Origin of the sequence: Mesorhizobium newzealandense, from assembly GCF_042682145.1 — a bacterium.
Classification (GTDB): domain Bacteria; phylum Pseudomonadota; class Alphaproteobacteria; order Rhizobiales; family Rhizobiaceae; genus Mesorhizobium; species Mesorhizobium newzealandense.
In genome coordinates this window covers 45,261-61,504 of record NZ_JBHUGZ010000032.1, presented here as the reverse complement: position 1 = coordinate 61,504, position 16,244 = coordinate 45,261, and the positions used below count along the sequence as shown (strand labels likewise).

At 62.4% G+C, this 16,244-nt stretch carries 16 protein-coding genes; 13 read left to right on the top strand and 3 right to left on the bottom strand.

The window, feature by feature from the left end:
• Positions 1-38: 38 nt before the first annotated feature.
• Positions 39-650 (top strand): TadE/TadG family type IV pilus assembly protein, encoded by a 612-nt coding sequence (locus ACFSOZ_RS38095; protein ID WP_379106969.1) that lies wholly within the window; start codon positions 39-41, stop codon positions 648-650.
• A 58-nt stretch (positions 651-708) separates the two neighbouring features.
• Here the strand turns inward: ACFSOZ_RS38095 and ACFSOZ_RS38090 are convergent, their stop codons facing one another.
• Positions 709-1,629, bottom strand: coding sequence for a phosphate/phosphite/phosphonate ABC transporter substrate-binding protein (locus ACFSOZ_RS38090; RefSeq protein WP_379106967.1), 921 nt, complete (start codon positions 1,627-1,629; stop codon positions 709-711).
• A 274-nt stretch (positions 1,630-1,903) separates the two neighbouring features.
• Between ACFSOZ_RS38090 and ACFSOZ_RS38085 the strand changes: the two genes are divergently transcribed.
• From ACFSOZ_RS38085 to ACFSOZ_RS38045, 9 genes are all read left to right on the top strand, one after another.
• Complete coding sequence (locus tag ACFSOZ_RS38085; RefSeq protein ID WP_379106964.1) at positions 1,904-3,145, top strand: phosphopentomutase; 1,242 nt, start codon at positions 1,904-1,906, stop codon at positions 3,143-3,145.
• Positions 3,138-4,028 carry a bifunctional DNA-formamidopyrimidine glycosylase/DNA-(apurinic or apyrimidinic site) lyase gene (gene mutM, locus ACFSOZ_RS38080; RefSeq protein WP_379106962.1) on the top strand — a complete coding sequence of 297 codons (891 nt, stop codon included), beginning with the start codon at positions 3,138-3,140 and terminating at the stop codon, positions 4,026-4,028. Before ACFSOZ_RS38085 ends, mutM begins: the two co-directional genes overlap by 8 nt.
• Positions 4,029-4,060: 32 nt before the next feature.
• Positions 4,061-4,834, top strand: a complete 774-nt coding sequence (locus ACFSOZ_RS38075; RefSeq protein WP_379106960.1) for an enoyl-CoA hydratase — start codon at positions 4,061-4,063, stop codon at positions 4,832-4,834.
• Positions 4,835-4,994: 160 nt separating this feature from the next.
• Positions 4,995-5,261, top strand: a complete 267-nt coding sequence (rpsT, locus tag ACFSOZ_RS38070; RefSeq protein WP_013533694.1) for a 30S ribosomal protein S20 — start codon at positions 4,995-4,997, stop codon at positions 5,259-5,261.
• Between the two features lie 850 nt (positions 5,262-6,111).
• A complete protein-coding gene (dnaA, locus tag ACFSOZ_RS38065) occupies positions 6,112-7,659 on the top strand; it encodes a chromosomal replication initiator protein DnaA (protein ID WP_379106958.1) in 1,548 nt (515 codons plus the stop codon).
• A 305-nt stretch (positions 7,660-7,964) separates the two neighbouring features.
• The gene (gene dnaN / locus ACFSOZ_RS38060; protein WP_379106955.1) at positions 7,965-9,083 is read left to right on the top strand and encodes a DNA polymerase III subunit beta; all 1,119 of its coding nucleotides are present in this window, start codon (positions 7,965-7,967) and stop codon (positions 9,081-9,083) included.
• A 182-nt stretch (positions 9,084-9,265) separates the two neighbouring features.
• Positions 9,266-10,405 carry a DNA replication/repair protein RecF gene (recF, locus tag ACFSOZ_RS38055; protein ID WP_379106953.1) on the top strand — a complete coding sequence of 380 codons (1,140 nt, stop codon included), beginning with the start codon at positions 9,266-9,268 and terminating at the stop codon, positions 10,403-10,405.
• Positions 10,406-10,503: 98 nt separating this feature from the next.
• On the top strand, positions 10,504-11,259 hold the full coding sequence (locus ACFSOZ_RS38050; RefSeq protein ID WP_379106951.1) for a molybdopterin-synthase adenylyltransferase MoeB: 756 nt from the start codon (positions 10,504-10,506) through the stop codon (positions 11,257-11,259).
• 2 nt (positions 11,260-11,261) lie between these two features.
• Positions 11,262-11,750 (top strand): GNAT family N-acetyltransferase, encoded by a 489-nt coding sequence (locus ACFSOZ_RS38045; RefSeq protein ID WP_379106949.1) that lies wholly within the window; start codon positions 11,262-11,264, stop codon positions 11,748-11,750.
• Between the two features lie 191 nt (positions 11,751-11,941).
• Here ACFSOZ_RS38045 and ACFSOZ_RS38040 read toward each other — a convergent pair whose 3' ends face one another.
• Complete coding sequence (locus ACFSOZ_RS38040) at positions 11,942-12,943, bottom strand: 2-hydroxyacid dehydrogenase (protein WP_379106947.1); 1,002 nt, start codon at positions 12,941-12,943, stop codon at positions 11,942-11,944.
• A 151-nt stretch (positions 12,944-13,094) separates the two neighbouring features.
• Here ACFSOZ_RS38040 and ACFSOZ_RS38035 point away from each other — a divergent pair, with 151 nt between their 5' ends.
• The gene (locus ACFSOZ_RS38035) at positions 13,095-13,655 is read left to right on the top strand and encodes an SH3 domain-containing protein (protein WP_379106945.1); all 561 of its coding nucleotides are present in this window, start codon (positions 13,095-13,097) and stop codon (positions 13,653-13,655) included.
• 118 nt (positions 13,656-13,773) lie between these two features.
• Here ACFSOZ_RS38035 and irrA read toward each other — a convergent pair whose 3' ends face one another.
• Positions 13,774-14,205 (bottom strand): iron response transcriptional regulator IrrA, encoded by a 432-nt coding sequence (irrA, locus tag ACFSOZ_RS38030; RefSeq protein ID WP_024503471.1) that lies wholly within the window; start codon positions 14,203-14,205, stop codon positions 13,774-13,776.
• A gap of 243 nt (positions 14,206-14,448) precedes the next feature.
• Between irrA and fabA the strand changes: the two genes are divergently transcribed.
• Together fabA and fabB are read left to right on the top strand one after the other, a co-directional pair.
• Entirely contained in the window at positions 14,449-14,967 is a 519-nt protein-coding gene (gene fabA / locus ACFSOZ_RS38025; protein WP_379106943.1) for a 3-hydroxyacyl-[acyl-carrier-protein] dehydratase FabA, read from the top strand.
• Positions 14,968-15,003: 36 nt separating this feature from the next.
• Positions 15,004-16,224 (top strand): beta-ketoacyl-ACP synthase I, encoded by a 1,221-nt coding sequence (gene fabB, locus ACFSOZ_RS38020; protein ID WP_379106941.1) that lies wholly within the window; start codon positions 15,004-15,006, stop codon positions 16,222-16,224.
• Positions 16,225-16,244 lie beyond the last annotated feature (20 nt).

Here is a 16,244-nt window from a genome sequence, read left to right as displayed (position 1 = left end):
CGAGTGCACGAGCAGTACAAGAAAAAAGGGCAATGGGCATGATGCGTGCGGGGGCACATCTCTGGACTACAGGAATTTGGCGGAAAGCAATCCGGTTCTGGTCCGATCGCCGTGGTATCGCGGCTGTCGAATTCGCCTTGATCATGCCTCTTCTGCTGATCATGTATTTCGTGACCATGGAGGCGTCTCAGGCCATCGAGACCAGCAAGAAGGTCAGTCGTATCGGCAGTATGGTGGCTGATCTGATCACGCAGCAGCCAACCATCGTCAAGGCGGATATCGACGCCATCATGCAGATCGGCACCGTCACCCTCCAGCCCTACACCCGCTCGGCCCCGAGCATCACCGTGACGGCAATTCAGGTCACGACCGACGCAACGCCGCTGGTGCAGGTGGTGTGGTCGCGCAAGCTGGTCAACGGCGTCGCCAGCGCTGGCCCTACCACCACCACGGTCCCGGCAACACTCAAGGTCGGCGGCACCTTCCTCATCCGCGTCGACAGCAATCTCGGCTACAAGCCGGTCATCACCTGGTCGGCGGGCAGCCAACAGAAGCTTGGATTGACGTCGGCTTTCAACAACATATCGATGGGCGAAACCTATTATCTGCGTCCCCGCCGGAGCGTGACGATCCCTTGCAGCGACTGCTGAACCGAGGCCGCCAGGCGGTTCATCGTTTCACGGAAACGCAGAACCGAAGCGCGTCACATTACTGCTGCGACCCACTGCCCGAGATGAAACGCACGACAGAAGCGGCCATCTCGTAGTCGTTGGGCGTCACGACAGAGAAGCCACCGGAATGCTTCGATTCCAGGAGGTCGTAGACGTCTGGCGTCATCGACTTGAGGTTGGTTAGGAACACGGTGAGCCGGCGCTTGGCTTCAGGGTCGAGATCGCTGCGGACCGCATGGGGGCCATATCTCAGCAGGCCCGACGTCCATACGACCTGAAGTGCGGCCGCCGAAAGCCCTGCCGCTTCGAGCCTTGCCTGCGTGCCCGATGCTTCCGGCCGGCCGTCGGCAGCGGCCGTCACCCAGCCGAACAGGCCATCGGCCTTGCCATCGACCAGCATCGTTTCCGCCGCAGCGACCGAATCGGCATGGACCAGAAACGGTGCATCTTCCGCAATCTTGCGGCCTTCCGCGGCCAACGCCGCCAATGGCAAGAGAGAACCGCCGACGCTGTCTGAAGGTGCCATTGCGATGCGATGGCTCTCCAATGCCGCCAGATCAGGCAGCTTGCCGTCCCGCGTCAGCAGAACGGAGCGGATGCCGATCGCGCCGTCAAAATCGACCGGAGCGACAAGCGGCTCGATACATCCGCAGCGTTGCGATGCCGTTGCATAGGCAGTCGCCGAATAGATTGCGTATTCGATGCGGGCATTGGCCTGCGCCTCGATCAGCGCGGCATAGTCGCGGGCAACGACGAACTCGACCTTCATGCCCAAGGCCTTGGTGTAGGCATCGGTCAACTGTGCCAGCCCTGGAACGGTGTTGCCGGCGCCTGGCTCGGCAACAATACCGATGCGAAACGTGCCGATATCATCGCGCCAGTCGGCATGCGCCGGATTGGACCAGAGCGCGCCCTGCACCAGCATGAGAGCGGCATATGCCTTCAGGGCAACCCTCATGACAGAACCGCCGTCTGCTTTTCTCGATCCATGCCCATGCCCGGCGCATCGTTGCGACACGCATTCTCTATTTGTGCATGTCGTTGTCCCAAACCGCTGCGCACTTTTGGGCGACATCCATTCTCTGTTTGTGCATGTCGTTTATCCCAAAACCGCTGCGCACTTTTGGGCGACATCCACTAGACTATCACGCCTGGCCGTTGCCGTTTGGTTTCCGAATTGCCAATGAAGGCGCGGAACCCTATGTCTGGTCGTTCAAACTGGCAACAATTCGATGGCGCGCGCTTTCCTCTTCGTTCTGGACTCCTTCGGCATCGGCGGCGCGGCCGACGCCGAGCGCTACGGCGACGCCGGCGCCAACACATTCGCGCACATCGCGGAAGCCTGCGCCGAAGGCCGCGCGGATCGCGAAGGGCTTCGCAGCGGACCGCTTTTTGTCCCCTACATGGGATCGCTCGGGCTTGGCAAGGCTGCCGAAACCGCCACTGGACTGGGCTTCGCCAGCGGCGGGACGGATCTGCTCGCCACGGCCTTCCACGGCGCAGCGCAAGAGGTTTCAAGCGGCAAGGACACGCCGTCGGGCCATTGGGAAATCGCCGGCCTGCCGGTGCTTTTCGACTGGGGCTATTTCCCAGATACGGTTCCTGCCTTTCCGGCAGCGCTGACCGAGGCGATCATCCGCGAGGGCAAGGTGCCGGGTATTCTCGGCAACTGTCACGCGGCGGGCACCGAGATCATCGAGCGGTTCGGCGAGGAGCACATCCGTACCGGCAAGCCGATCTGCTACACGTCGGTCGACTCGGTCCTGCAAATCGCCGCGCATGAAGCCCATTTCGGCCTCGAGCGGCTTTATGAATTCTGCAAGGTGGTGCGCAGGCTGGTTGACCCGCTGAGGATCGGACGGGTGATTGCGCGGCCGTTCGTCGGGGAAACCACCGCTACCTTCGAGCGAACCTACAACCGCCATGACTACGCCGTACCGCCGCCGGAGCCGACCCTGCTCGATCGGCTGACGGCGCGTGGCAGCCGCGTCATTGCCGTCGGCAAGATCGGCGACATCTTCGCCCATCGCGGAATTTCGCAAGTGCGCAAGGGCGCAGGCAACATGGCCATGTTCGACGAGGCGCTGGGCGCGATGGATGATGCCGGCGACGGCGACCTCGTCTTCGCCAATTTCGTCGACTTCGACACGGAATTCGGGCATCGCCGCGATGTCGCCGGCTATGCCGCGGCGCTCGAAGCCTTCGACCGGCGACTGCCGGAGGCATTTGCAAGGCTGCGGCAGGGCGATCTTCTCCTCCTGACGGCCGATCACGGCAACGATCCGACCTGGCGCGGTACCGACCATACGCGTGAACGCATTCCGGTGATCGGCACCGGACCGGGTTTCAAGGGCGGCGACATCGGGCTGAGAACGACATTCGCCGACATCGGTGAAACCGTGGCCGAGCATCTTGGGCTGGAGCGCGGCCGTCACGGCACGTCTTTCTATACAGCGATTGGCGGCCATGCCTGAATTGCCGGAGGTCGAAACGGTCCGGCGCGGGCTGCAGCCGGTTCTGGAAGGCGCCACCATCACCCGTGTCGAGGCGCGCCGACCGGACCTGCGCTTTCCATTTCCCGAGAAATTCTCGCAGCGGCTGACCGGCAAGACGGTCACCGCGCTCGGCCGCCGGGCCAAGTATCTGACGATGGACCTTGAAGGCGGTCCGGTGCTGATCTGCCATCTCGGCATGTCGGGTTCATTCCGCATCGAGACCGCGGATGGCAGCGACATGCCGGGCGTCTTCCAGCACGACCGCTCGAAGAGCTCCACTCACGACCACGTGGTCTTCCATGTCGTATCGCCGGCCGGCGCCAGTTCCCGCGTGATCTTCAATGATCCGCGCCGCTTCGGCTTCATGTTGTTTGCCGAAGGGCTGCCGGACGTCCATCCGATGCTGGCCGGGCTCGGCGTCGAGCCAACGGGCAACACATTGGACGGCGCGCTGCTTGCCTCATTGATGAAAGGGCGGCGATCACCGCTGAAGGCGGCGCTTCTCGACCAGAGACTGATCGCAGGGCTCGGCAACATCTATGTGTCGGAGGCGCTGTGGCGCGCCAGCCTGTCGCCGCTGCGCGAGGCGGGCACGATCGCAAAGCCCGGCAAGAAGGCCCTGGCCCAAAGCGAACGCCTCGCCGAGGCCATTCGCTCGGTGATATCAGATGCGATCGCGGCCGGCGGATCCTCGCTCAGGGACTATATGCAGACCGATGGGTCGCTGGGCTACTTCCAGCATTCCTTCGCCGTCTACGACCGTGAGGGCGAGCCTTGCTCGAAACCCGGCTGCAGCGGCCACATCGAGCGGATCGTGCAGAGCGGCCGATCGACCTTCTATTGCCGGACATGTCAGCGGTAAGCTAGACGATGGCGCAGTGAGGAGAAGCAGTCATGGCCTATGAGACGATCGTCACCGAGACGCGCGGCAAGGTCGGTCTTGTCACGCTGAACAGGCCGCAGGCGCTCAATGCGCTGAACTCCCAGATTCTGGCCGAACTGGTGGCGGCCGTGAATGGCTTCGGCGCCGATGCCGGCATCGGCGCCATGGTCATCACCGGTTCCGAAAAGGCTTTCGCCGCAGGCGCCGACATCAAGGAGATGCAGTCGATCTCCTATGCCGACGCCTTTCTGCAGGACTTCTTCGTCGGCTGGGAAGAGCTTACGCGGGCGCGGAAGCCTGTTATCGCGGCGGTGGCCGGCTATGCACTTGGCGGCGGCTGCGAGCTGGCGATGATGTGCGATTTCATCATTGCCGCCGACACGGCCAAATTCGGCCAACCCGAAATCACGCTCGGCGTCATTCCAGGCATGGGCGGGTCGCAACGGCTGACCCGCTTCGTCGGCAAGTCGAAAGCGATGGACATGTGCCTGACCGGGCGGATGATGGATGCAGCCGAAGCCGAGCGTTCGGGCCTGGTGTCGCGGGTCGTGCCTGCCGGCGAGCTCGTTGAGGAGGCGCTCAAGGCGGCAGCCAAGATCGCCGACTTCTCGATGCCATCGGTGATGATGGCGAAGGAAGCTGTCAACCGCGCCTTCGAGACGACCCTTGCCGAGGGATTGCGGTTCGAGCGCCGACTGTTCCACTCGCTATTCGCACTCGACGACCAGAAGGAAGGCATGGCGGCCTTCGCTGAGAAGCGGAAGCCGAATTTCACCAACCGTTGACGTCAGTCGGATGGCCGCCAAAAAGAAGGCCGGGCAGCGTTGACGCGCCGGAAAAGCTGAACTATAAGCCGCACCAACCGAGGCGGCCCCGTGGCTGCCCGTTTGTTTTTTGCGCCCTGCGGCATCCCGCATGCGCCCACCAGATCAGAAGAGAGGCATCATGGCCAATACATCCTCGGCCAAAAAGGCAACGCGCAAGATCGTACGCCGCGCAGCGATCAACAAGAACCGCCGCTCGCGCGTCCGCACCTATATCCGTCAGGTCGAAGAGGCGCTTGCCTCCGGTGACAAGGCTGCCGCTCAGGCTGCCTTCAAGATCGCGGAGCCGGAATTGATGCGCGCAGCAACCAAGGGCGTGATCCACAAGAACACAGCGTCCCGCAAGGTGTCGCGACTGGCCCAGCGGGTTAAGGTACTGTCTGCCTGACATCCCTTTCCTAGACTGACGTTCTTCGAACCCGGCCGATTGTGCCGGGTTTTTTCGTTTGCCGGCAAGTACTTAAAAAGAATACTCGGAAACGAGTGTCCAACGCGGATTTCACGGTTCGAAATGCTTTGCCGGCACAGCCATGCTGGTTGATCGCCGGTATCCCTGAAAAGGGTTCCCTGGAAAAAACTCGACACTCACAAATAATCTTTATTTTTCAGATAGTTACAGACAGTCATCCACAGCTTGTTCACATCGAGCCGGAGCGATGGGGGACAAGTGGCTGTCAAGCGAATTATTTCATAAAATTTCACGCCGTGCCGGCTTTTTCATATTCGCCGGAAAAGAGTTTGAATCACAATGGCTTTGTTAAAATGTGCCGTTGCGGCACGCCACCCGAACCGGCCTCCACTAACCAGATTCCTTAAAAATCAGTTAGTCCCGGCCTTGCCCTATCCACAGCGATTTCGGTAATGTCGATCTATCGAAAGGGACGGGCTCCGGCCCTTAACCCAGCCTGAAACGGCCAGCTTAAATTGGCGGGATTTGCGACGCGGATCAAGTCCGTGGACGGGTTTGGTTTTTCTTTTTCGATACGGTAGGGGACGGGCGTAACTAGACATGGCAGGTAGACGGCGCGCCGGCGCTTTTTTCGCCGGACGGTGTTGTATTGCCCTGACATACCCAACGCGGACTGGCTTCGATGGGCCGGTACCGGTTTCCCCCTAATATTGGCGATGTCATCTGCCGGCGGCGGCAGCAGGCATCGTAGCGAAGACGCAGTTGCCGGAACCGGATGCAGGAGGCGCATCCCCGGTGGAAACAGGTACGGAAGGACAAGGAAAAGATCATGCAGAGCGGCATCGAACGGGAGCTTACGGGCGACCTCCCATTTCCTGGAACTTTGATCGGAGCAAACGACATGGTGGTCTCCAGCGACGCGGAACAGAGATTCGACAGGGTCAAGACCCAGTTGAAGGCGCGCCTGGGAACCGAAGTCTATTCGAGCTGGTTCGGCCGCATGAAGGTCGCGGAGGCTTCCAAGGGCATCATCCGCATCTCGGTGCCCACAGCTTTCCTGCGCTCATGGATCAACGGTCACTATCTCGACCTCATCTCCGAGCTGTGGAAGCAGGAGGATCCCGATCTCCTCAAGATCGAGATCGTCGTGCGCACGGCGACGCGCCAGGGGCGCAGCCAGGCCGAGCCGGAAGTGATCCCTGCGCGAGCCAAGATGACGCGGCAGACGCAGACGGCGCTCGCCGCCGGCACCGTCAGCCCCGGCCGGACAGAGCGTGCCCCGGCTCCGCGTCCGGGCACACCGGTCGAGAGCGAATTCCGGCACAATGTGCTCGGCTCGCCGCTTGATCCGCGCTACACATTCGGCTCCTTCATCGAGGGACCGTCGAACCGAGTGGCCTTCGCCGCCGCCAGGGCAGTGGCGGAATCGCAATCGAGCGCAGTGCGCTTCAATCCGCTTTTCCTTCATGCAACCGTCGGGCTCGGCAAGACACACCTGTTGCAGGCAATCGCCGCGGAATCGCTGAAGCAGAACCCCAAGTCGCGCGTCGTCTATCTCACGGCCGAGTATTTCATGTGGCGCTTTGCCACCGCGATCCGTGACAACAATGCGCTGACGCTCAAGGAACAGTTGCGCGACATCGACCTGCTCATCATCGACGACATGCAGTTCCTGCAGGGCAAGTCGATCCAGCATGAATTCTGCCATCTGATCAACATGTTGCTCGACAGCGCCAAGCAAGTCGTCGTTGCTGCCGACCGGCCGCCTTCGGAACTGGAATCGCTCGAACCACGGGTCCGCTCGCGGCTCAATGGCGGGGTCGCGCTTGAAATGTCGGCGCCCGATTTCGTCATGCGCCTTGGCATGCTCAAACTGCGCCTTGCCACTGCCAGGGTCGATGACGCATCGCTCAACATTTCGGAGGAGATCCTCAATCACGTCGCCCGCACCGTGACCGGCAGCGGACGCGAGCTGGAAGGCGCCTTCAATCAGCTGCTGTTTCGCCAGTCCTTCGAACCGCAGATCACCATCGACCGGATCGACGAGATCCTCGGCCACATCTATCGCACCGGCGAGCCGAAACGGGTCCGCATCGAGGACATCCAGCGCATCGTCGCGCGCCACTACAACGTGTCGAAAACCGAGTTGCTGTCCAACCGGCGCACGCGCACCATCGTCAAGCCGCGGCAGGTCGCCATGTACCTGTCGAAAGTGATGACGCCGCGCTCGCTGCCCGAGATTGGACGCCGTTTCGGCGGCCGCGATCACACCACGGTTCTGCACGCCGTGCGCAAGATCGAGGACCTTTCCGGCAACGACAACACGCTGGCACAGGAACTCGAGCTCTTGAGGCGGTTGATCAACGACCAGGCCTGACCGACCTGGGGAAGACCGAACCGGAACAGCACCGGAATTCAAGGACTTGCCGGCGCGACCCTGGATCTGGAATGGGCTCGTGGCGGCGCCTTGGAGCGATCCGAATTTCGGTTTTACGACACCGGCTCGCGGACTTCATGGCCTTTATCCCCAGAAAGCCCGCGTAGCCGGACCGAACGGGTGGCGCGGGCTTGCGTTTGCTGGTTTTTTCCTGTCAGTTTACGCAGATTCTGAGCCTGTTCAGACCTTTCGCGGGGCGCCGCTTACTGGTGACCCGTCATTCATTCAAGCGAGCCTGTTTCGTCATGCGTGTTATCCTGGAACGGTCAAATCTCCTGAAGTCGCTCAACCACGTCCACCGTGTGGTCGAGCGGCGCAACACCATACCGATCCTGTCCAACGTGCTGCTCAGCGCCGAGGGCGCCAGCCTCGAAATGAAGGCGACCGACCTCGACCTCGAGGTGACGGAAGCAACGCCGGCCAAGGTGGAGCGCGGCGGGGCGACGACGGTTCCCGCACATCTGCTCTACGACATCGTGCGCAAGCTCGCCGATGGCGCCGAGGTGATGCTGAAGACCGACGAGGACGGCAACGCCATGACGGTGACGTCCGGCCGTTCGAGCTTCCGCCTCCAGTGCCTGCCGCAATCCGACTTCCCCGAGCTTTCGGCCGGATCCTTCTCGCATATCTTCCGTCTCGACTCGGTTGCCCTGAAAGGCCTGATCGAGAAGACCCAGTTCGCCATCTCCACCGAAGAGACGCGCTATTATCTGAACGGAATCTACCTGCACACGCATGAGGTCGGCGGCAAGCTGAAGCTGCGCTCGGTGGCGACCGACGGCCACCGTCTGGCGCGCGCCGAGATCGACGCGCCAGCGGGTTCCGAGGGCATGCCCGGCATCATCATTCCGCGCAAGACGGTGAGCGAGCTGCAGAAGCTGGTCGACGATCCGGATGTCGCAGTAACAACAGAACTGTCGGACACCAAGATCCGCTTCACCATCGGCAGCGTCGTTTTGACCTCGAAGCTGATCGACGGCACCTTCCCGGACTATCAGCGGGTCATTCCGACCGGCAACGACAAGCGGCTGATCATCGACCGCCAGAGTTTCGCTGCCGCCGTCGATCGCGTCTCGACCATCTCTTCCGAACGCGGCCGCGCGGTGAAGCTTTCGATCAGCGAGGGTCAGGTGACGCTTGCAGTCAACAATCCGGATTCAGGCAGCGCCACCGAGGAACTGGCCGCCGACTATTCGTCCGATCCGATCGAGATCGGCTTCAACGCCAAGTACCTGCTCGACGTTGCCGCGCAGCTGACCGGCACGGAAGCCAAATTCATGCTCGCCGACGCCGGCTCGCCGACGCTGATCCACGACATGGCCGACGAGACCGCGCTCTACGTTCTGATGCCGATGCGGGTGTAGCCGACGCGCTGCGTCATCAATCCGGCTGCGCGGCAGGATCGGCGGAAGGATGGTTACGGCGACTTCCAGAGCAATTCCAGGAAAGCGTGAAACGGTTTCCGCCCGGAATTGCGTCAAAACAAGGAGATAGAGCGGTTCTGCGTTTCCGTGAAACGACGAGCCGCCCTATAGGCGGGTAGCGGTTGCCGGCACAGACTCACATAAGTAAGCTTACGCTTACTAATTTCCGCAACTACGCGGGGCTGGCGATCGACCTGGCGCCGGGTGCCGTGGTCTTTTCCGGCGACAACGGCGCCGGCAAGACCAATCTCCTCGAAGCGATCTCCTTGCTGACGCCGGGGCGAGGCTTGCGCCGCGCGCCTTATGCGGATGTCGCGCGCGAGGGCGGCGACGGCGGCTTTGCCCTGCACGCGCGGCTCGACGGTCCCGACGGCCAGGTCGAGATCGGTACGGGCATTTCAGGTGGCGACAATGTCGGCGAAGGCGGCAGACGCGTGCGGATCAACGGGGCTTCGGCGCGTTCGGCCGAGGACATGCTGGAATGGCTGCGCGTGGTGTGGCTGACACCGGCGATGGACGCGCTGTTCACCGGGCCGGCGGCGGATCGCCGGCGCTTTCTCGACCGGCTGGTGCTGGCGATCGATCCCGGCCACGGCCAGCGTGCGATCGACTACGAGAAGGCTATGCGTGGCCGTAACCGATTGCTTACTGAAGGCTCCCGGGACGACCGCTGGTTCGACGCGATCGAGACACAAATGGCCGAAACCGGTGTGGCGATTGCCGCCGCACGCGCCGAGATGGTGCGCCTGCTGGCCGCGATGATCGACAAGCTGCCCGATACCGGACCGTTTCCGCAGGCCGATATCGGCCTTTCGGGTGACCTGGAGGCCGAGATCGCCAGCGCGCCGGCAGTCGATGTCGAGGAGCGGTTCCGCCGGACGCTTGCCGACGGCCGTGACCGCGACCGCGCCGCTGGACGCACGCTCGATGGCCCGCACCGTTCGGACCTGGTGGTTCGGCACCGTCCCAAGGCGATGCCGGCCGAGCTCTGTTCGACAGGCGAGCAGAAGGCGCTGCTGGTCGGCATCGTGCTGTCGCACGCCCGGCTGACCGGCGAGATGTCCGGCATGACACCGATCCTGCTGCTTGACGAAATCGCCGCGCATCTCGACGGCGGTAGGCGCGCCGCCCTGTTTTCCATCCTCGAGGACTTGAACTGCCAGGCGTTCATGACCGGAACCGATGCGGCGCTGTTTTCCAGCCTCAAGGGGCGTGCGCAATTCCTGACTGTCGACCACGGCACGGTTGGGCCAACGGACTGATCTTTGTCTATGCATGTCGTTGTCCCAAAACCGCTTCACACTTTGGGCGACATGCATTGGCTCCTGACAAGGTTTTTCAGCCACTATATGGTCCGGCAATGACCGTAGCCGCCCTGACCGCCGACGAGATCGAACGCTATGCCCGCCACATCGTGCTGCCCGAGGTCGGCGGCGCCGGCCAGCAGAGGCTGAAGCAGGCGCGGGTTCTGGTCATCGGCGCCGGCGGGCTGGGTGCGCCGGTGCTCGAATATCTTGCCGCCGCCGGCGTCGGCACGCTCGGCGTGGTCGACGATGACACCGTTTCGCTTTCCAATCTGCAGCGCCAGGTCATTCACGCCACCGACACTGTCGGCATGCTGAAAACCGATAGTGCCAAGGCGGCAATCGCGCGCATCAACCCCAACACCATTGTCGAGACGCATACATTCCGGCTGACCACGGACAACGCTCCTGCCCTCGTCGCCCGTTATGACATCGTCGTCGACGGTTCCGACAATTTCGAAACCCGCTATGCCGTTGCCGACGCCTGCGCGAGCGAAAGGAGACCGCTGGTGCATGCCGCCGTCGGACGCTTCGACGGCTCGGTGACCGTGCTGAAGCCATTCGAAGACGGCAAGGACGGCAGGCCCAATCCGGGCTATCGCGATCTGTTTCCGGAATCGCCGCCGCCTGGCCTGGTGCCATCCTGTGCCGAGGCCGGGGTGCTTGGAGCCCTGACCGGCGTCGTCGGCACGCTGCAGGCGATGGAGGCGATCAAGCTGATCACCGGCATTGGCGAGCCGCTGGTCGGCCGGCTGCTGCTCTATGACGCGCTGGCCGCGCGCTTCGACACCATCCGCTACAAGAGAAACTGACCGTGGACCGGACCGAAGCTGTCTCCATCACGCGGATCCCGGCCGATTTCGACCGCTGGAACGATGTGCTCGCACTGATCATGGATGCCTTCGCCGCCATGGACGGCGTCATCGATCCTCCATCGTCAGCACACCTGCTGACCGCCGACACTCTGCGGGACAAGGCGCGGCGAGAGACCGGCTTCGTGGCGCTCAACGGCGACAGGATCGTCGGCTGCGTTTTTGCCCTTGAGAGGGGGACGGAATTTTATATCGGCAAGCTCGCCGTCGCGCCGGATTGTCAGGGACAAGGCGTTGGCCGGCGCCTGATGCAGGCGGTCGAAGATCTTGCCCGCAGCCGCGGCAAGGCTGCGGTCGAGCTTCAGACGCGGATCGAGCTGACCGGGAACCATGCGGCCTTTGCCCGCTTCGGCTTTCACGAGACCGAACGGACGGCGCATGAGGGCTACCTCCGGCCGACCTCGATCACTCTGCGCAAGGTGCTTGCGTAAGGCGCAAGGTGCTTGCGTAAGCCTGGTGGTTCATTCGAAAAGCCACGAAACGCCGCGCTTCGATCGCGTCAGGTTCTGGAGCCTGTTCCATCCCGATGGAAGCGGGACGGGGCTCTATCTCTTTGTTTGAGCATGATCTCTAGACAAACGGTTTCCGTTTGTCCGAGAAAACCGGTCTGCACTTTTCGGGATCATACTCTAAACGGCAGCACGCGATCCGGCGGGCGGTGGCCGTCGACGAATGCGCGGATGTTGATGATGACCTTTTCGCCCATGTCGATGCGGCCTTCGAGCGTCGCCGAGCCCATATGCGGCAGAAGCACGACCTTGCCCTTGGCGGCGAGCTTCAGCAGCTTGCCGTTCAGTGCCGGCTCGTGCTCGTAGACGTCGAGGCCGGCCCCGGCAAGCTTGCCGTCCTGGATCAACTTGACCAGTGCTTCTTCGTCGATGATGTCGCCGCGTGCGGTGTTGACGACATAGGCCGTGGGCTGCAGCAGCGCCAGCCGCCGCGCCGAAAGCAGATGGAAGGTCGCCGGCGTCGAGGGGCAATTGACCGAAATGATATCCATGCGGGCCAGCATCTGGTCGAGGCTTTCCCAATAGGTCGCCTCCAACCCGTCTTCCACGGCCGGCAGCACGCGATGGCGGTTGTGGTAGTGGATCGACAGGCCGAAGGCCTTGGCCCGCCTGGCGACCGCGGTGCCGATGCGGCCCATCCCGACAATGCCGAGCCGCTTGCCCCAGATGCGCCGGCCAAGCATCCAGGTCGGCGACCAGCCGGCCCATTTCTTGTCACCGGTGAGCACGTTGGCGCCTTCCACCAGCCGCCGCGGCACCGCCAGCATGAGCGCCATGGTCATGTCGGCGGTGTCCTCGGTCAGCACATTGGGCGTGTTGGTGACGGTGATGCCCTTCTTGGCCGCCGCCGAGACATCGATCTTGTCGACGCCATTGCCGAAATTGGCGATCAGTTTGAGATTGTCGCCGGCCTGGGCGATCAGCGCCGCGTCGATCTGGTCGGTCACCGTCGGCACCAGCACGTCGGCTTCCTTGACCGCCGCAACCAGTTCCGGCTGCGTCATCGGCCTGTCTTCGACATTCAGCCGGGCATCGAACAGTTCGCGCATGCGGGTCTCGACCGGGTCGGGCAGCTTTCGTGTGATGACGACGAGAGGCTTCTTTTTGCCTGCCATTGTTTCCTCGTACCCCGATCTCGTTGAGACCTCTTTAACCAAGACCGGCGAAACTGAAAGCCGGTCGCGGTGCCGATTACCCCATGTAACAAGCGGTGCCGCCGAAGACAAAGAAAAAGGGGCGCCACGGCAAGCGCCGAAAGGAATGAAAGTGTCTGGTTTCGCGTCGCTTCGCCTGACCCTCAGCGCAGCATTTCTCGGCGCTCTGCTTTTTTCTCCGCTTGCCGCGGCGCAGAGTGCGGCGGCACCTGCCCAGAGCGTCATCACGCTCGGCCCGAGCGGTCTGCCGCTGCCGCGATTCGTCAGCCTGAAATCCGGCCGCGTCAACTCGCGCGTCGGCCCCGGCGCCAACTACTCGGTCGACTGGATGTATATGAAGGCCGGCCTGCCGATGGAGATCATCCAGGAATTCGATACATGGCGCCGCGTGCGCGATGCCGACGGTTCGGAGGGCTGGATCAACCAGTCGCTGCTTTCCGGTCGGCGCACGGCAATCGTCGCCCCATGGCAGCGCGGCAAGGACGCCCAGGTCAACCTTCTCAACAGCCCTGAGAAGGATGCAAGGGTGGTCGCGATGGTCGAGCCGGGCGTCATGGGCACGATCAAGTCCTGCGACGGCCAGTGGTGCGAAATGACGTTCGACGGCCACACCGGCTGGCTCGCCCAGTCGCTTGTCTGGGGCGCCTATCCCGGCGAACGGGTCAAGGACTGATTTTTAGACCCTTTGACCACGATCGTTCCGGACCAAAGATCGCGGTCGTGGTTCAGCGCCTGGTGTGGCCGAGATGGGTGTCCTGAAAGCCGCATCGAGGGATTTCATCCCTCGCCGGTCATTCGCGGCGTTTTGGGCGCAGCCTCACCACGATATCGACATTGGCGATCTCCATCCCCTCCGGCGGCTCCGGCAGGTTGGCAACCGTCACCGGACCGCTGTCGATGTCGAATATGCGGTTTTCGCCTTCGATGTAGAAATGGTGGTGGTCGGAGGTGTTGGTGTCGAAATAGGTCTTCGCACCCTCGACGGCGAGGATGCGCAACAGGCCCGCCTGGGTGAACTGGTGAAGGGCATTGTAGACGGTGGCCAACGACACCGGCACGCCGGCGGCGACCGCCTCCTCGTGCAGTTCCTCGGCCGACAAATGACGGTCGCCCTTGGCGAAAAGCAGGTCGGCCAGCGCAATACGCTGGCGTGTCGGCCTCAGGCCGGCTTCACGGACCCGCTTGTCCACAGCGACATTTTCCTTCCGACCGTCCAGGTCCATCTTCCCGTCGAACCCCACAGTTCCGCCCCAAGACACGCCCAGAATGGCAAAAAAATGAACGTCTGCCGAAACCGGACCTCTGCTGACATATATTCTGTCGTCCGAAAGCGATCAATAGCGCGCATTGACCCGGACAAACGAGCAGGTTAAGCGCAAACGCCGGTTTCCGGCCTGAAACAGATTGTGTTAGGAAACCAACGACAAGGGCACCCGATAGCCCGGAACGATATGGGGACGAGATTGATGGCGGGTTCGAAATCCAGCTACGACTACGACGAATTGCTGGCCTGCGCCCGCGGCGAACTGTTCGGACCGGGCAACGCCCAGCTTCCCTATCCGCCCATGCTGATGTTCGACCGCATCACCGAGATCAGCGAGACGGGCGGTGCCTTCGACAAGGGCTTCATCCGCGCGGAATTCGACATCAATCCGGACCTGTGGTTCTTTGCCTGCCATTTCATCGGCAATCCGATCATGCCGGGGTGCCTCGGCCTCGACGCCATGTGGCAATTGACGGGCTTCTATCTCGGTTGGCTCGGCGAACCCGGCAAGGGAATGGCGCTGTCGACCGGTGAGGTCAAATTCAAGGGCATGGTGACGCCTTCGGTGAAGAAGGTCGAGTATGGGATCGATTTCAAGCGCGTGATGCGTGGCCGGCTGGTGCTCGGCATCGCCGATGGCTGGCTGAAGGCGGATGGCGAACCCATATACGCGGCTACAGATTTGAAGGTCGGTCTGTCCAAGCAGTCGGCGGTTGGCTGACCGGCATCCCTGCCGGCCCCCTGGAAGGAGTTGCGAATGAGACGTGTCGTAGTCACAGGCCTCGGCATCGTGTCGTCGATCGGCAACAATGCCAACGAGGTGCAGGCCTCGCTGCATGACGCCAGATCCGGCATCAGCTTCTCCGATTCCTTCGCCGAACATGGCTTCCGCTGCCAGGTTTGGGGAGCGCCGACGCTCGATCCATCCGCGATGATCGATCGCCGTGCGATGCGCTTCCTGTCGAAAGGCGCCGCCTGGAACCACGTCGCCATGGATCAGGCGATCGCGGATGCGGGTCTCGACGAGAGCGACGTCACCAATGAGCGCACCGGCATCGTCATGGGATCGGGCGGACCCTCCACCCGCACCATCGTCGAAGCGGCCGAAATCACGCTGAAGAACGGCAGCCCCAAGCGCATCGGTCCGTTCGCGGTGCCGAAGGCGATGTCGTCGACCGCATCGGCAACGCTTGCCACCTGGTTCAAGATCCACGGCGTCAACTACTCGATCTCGTCGGCCTGCTCCACCTCGGCGCATTGCATCGGCAATGGCTACGAACTGATCCAGTGGGGCAAGCAGGACATGGTCTTTGCCGGCGGTCACGAGGATCTCGACTGGACGATGTCAGACCTGTTCGACGCCATGGGCGCCATGTCATCGAAATTCAACGAGCGGGCATCCGCCGCCTCGCGCGCCTATGACGCCGATCGCGATGGCTTCGTCATCGCCGGCGGCGCCGGCGTGCTGGTGCTGGAAGAGCTGGAGCATGCCAAGGCGCGCGGCGCCAAGATCTACGCCGAGATCGTCGGCTACGGCGCGACCTCGGACGGCTTCGACATGGTGGCGCCATCCGGCGAAGGCGCGGTCCGTTGCATGCGCCAAGCAATGGCGACGGTTTCCGCGCCGGTCGACTACATCAACACCCACGGCACGTCGACGCCGGTGGGCGATTCCAAGGAAATGGGCGCTATCCGCGAGGTGTTCGGCGAAAAGATGCCGTACATCACGTCGACGAAATCGCTGACCGGCCATTCACTGGGTGCTGCCGGTGTGCAGGAATCCATCTACTCGATCCTGATGATGCAGGGCGGTTTCATCGGTGAAAGCGCCCACATCGAAACCCTCGACCCCGAATTCGAGGGCATGCCGATCGTGCGAAAGCGCATCGACAACGCCAAGATCGACACTGTTTTGTCAAATTCGTTCGGCTTCGGTGGCACCAACGCAACGCTCGTTTTCCAGCGCTATTCCGCATAAGGCCAGCGTTTTTTTATAAG

Coding starts and splice junctions, on each gene's coding strand:
- ACFSOZ_RS38095 (WP_379106969.1), top strand. CDS start 39: ATGATGCGTGCGGGGGCACATCTCTGGACTACAGGAATTTGGCGGAAA.
- ACFSOZ_RS38090 (WP_379106967.1), bottom strand. CDS start 1,629: ATGAGGGTTGCCCTGAAGGCATATGCCGCTCTCATGCTGGTGCAGGGC.
- ACFSOZ_RS38085 (WP_379106964.1), top strand. CDS start 1,904: ATGGCGCGCGCTTTCCTCTTCGTTCTGGACTCCTTCGGCATCGGCGGC.
- mutM (WP_379106962.1), top strand. CDS start 3,138: ATGCCTGAATTGCCGGAGGTCGAAACGGTCCGGCGCGGGCTGCAGCCG.
- ACFSOZ_RS38075 (WP_379106960.1), top strand. CDS start 4,061: ATGGCCTATGAGACGATCGTCACCGAGACGCGCGGCAAGGTCGGTCTT.
- rpsT (WP_013533694.1), top strand. CDS start 4,995: ATGGCCAATACATCCTCGGCCAAAAAGGCAACGCGCAAGATCGTACGC.
- dnaA (WP_379106958.1), top strand. CDS start 6,112: ATGCAGAGCGGCATCGAACGGGAGCTTACGGGCGACCTCCCATTTCCT.
- dnaN (WP_379106955.1), top strand. CDS start 7,965: ATGCGTGTTATCCTGGAACGGTCAAATCTCCTGAAGTCGCTCAACCAC.
- ACFSOZ_RS38050 (WP_379106951.1), top strand. CDS start 10,504: ATGACCGTAGCCGCCCTGACCGCCGACGAGATCGAACGCTATGCCCGC.
- ACFSOZ_RS38040 (WP_379106947.1), bottom strand. CDS start 12,943: ATGGCAGGCAAAAAGAAGCCTCTCGTCGTCATCACACGAAAGCTGCCC.
- irrA (WP_024503471.1), bottom strand. CDS start 14,205: ATGGACCTGGACGGTCGGAAGGAAAATGTCGCTGTGGACAAGCGGGTC.
- fabA (WP_379106943.1), top strand. CDS start 14,449: ATGGCGGGTTCGAAATCCAGCTACGACTACGACGAATTGCTGGCCTGC.
- fabB (WP_379106941.1), top strand. CDS start 15,004: ATGAGACGTGTCGTAGTCACAGGCCTCGGCATCGTGTCGTCGATCGGC.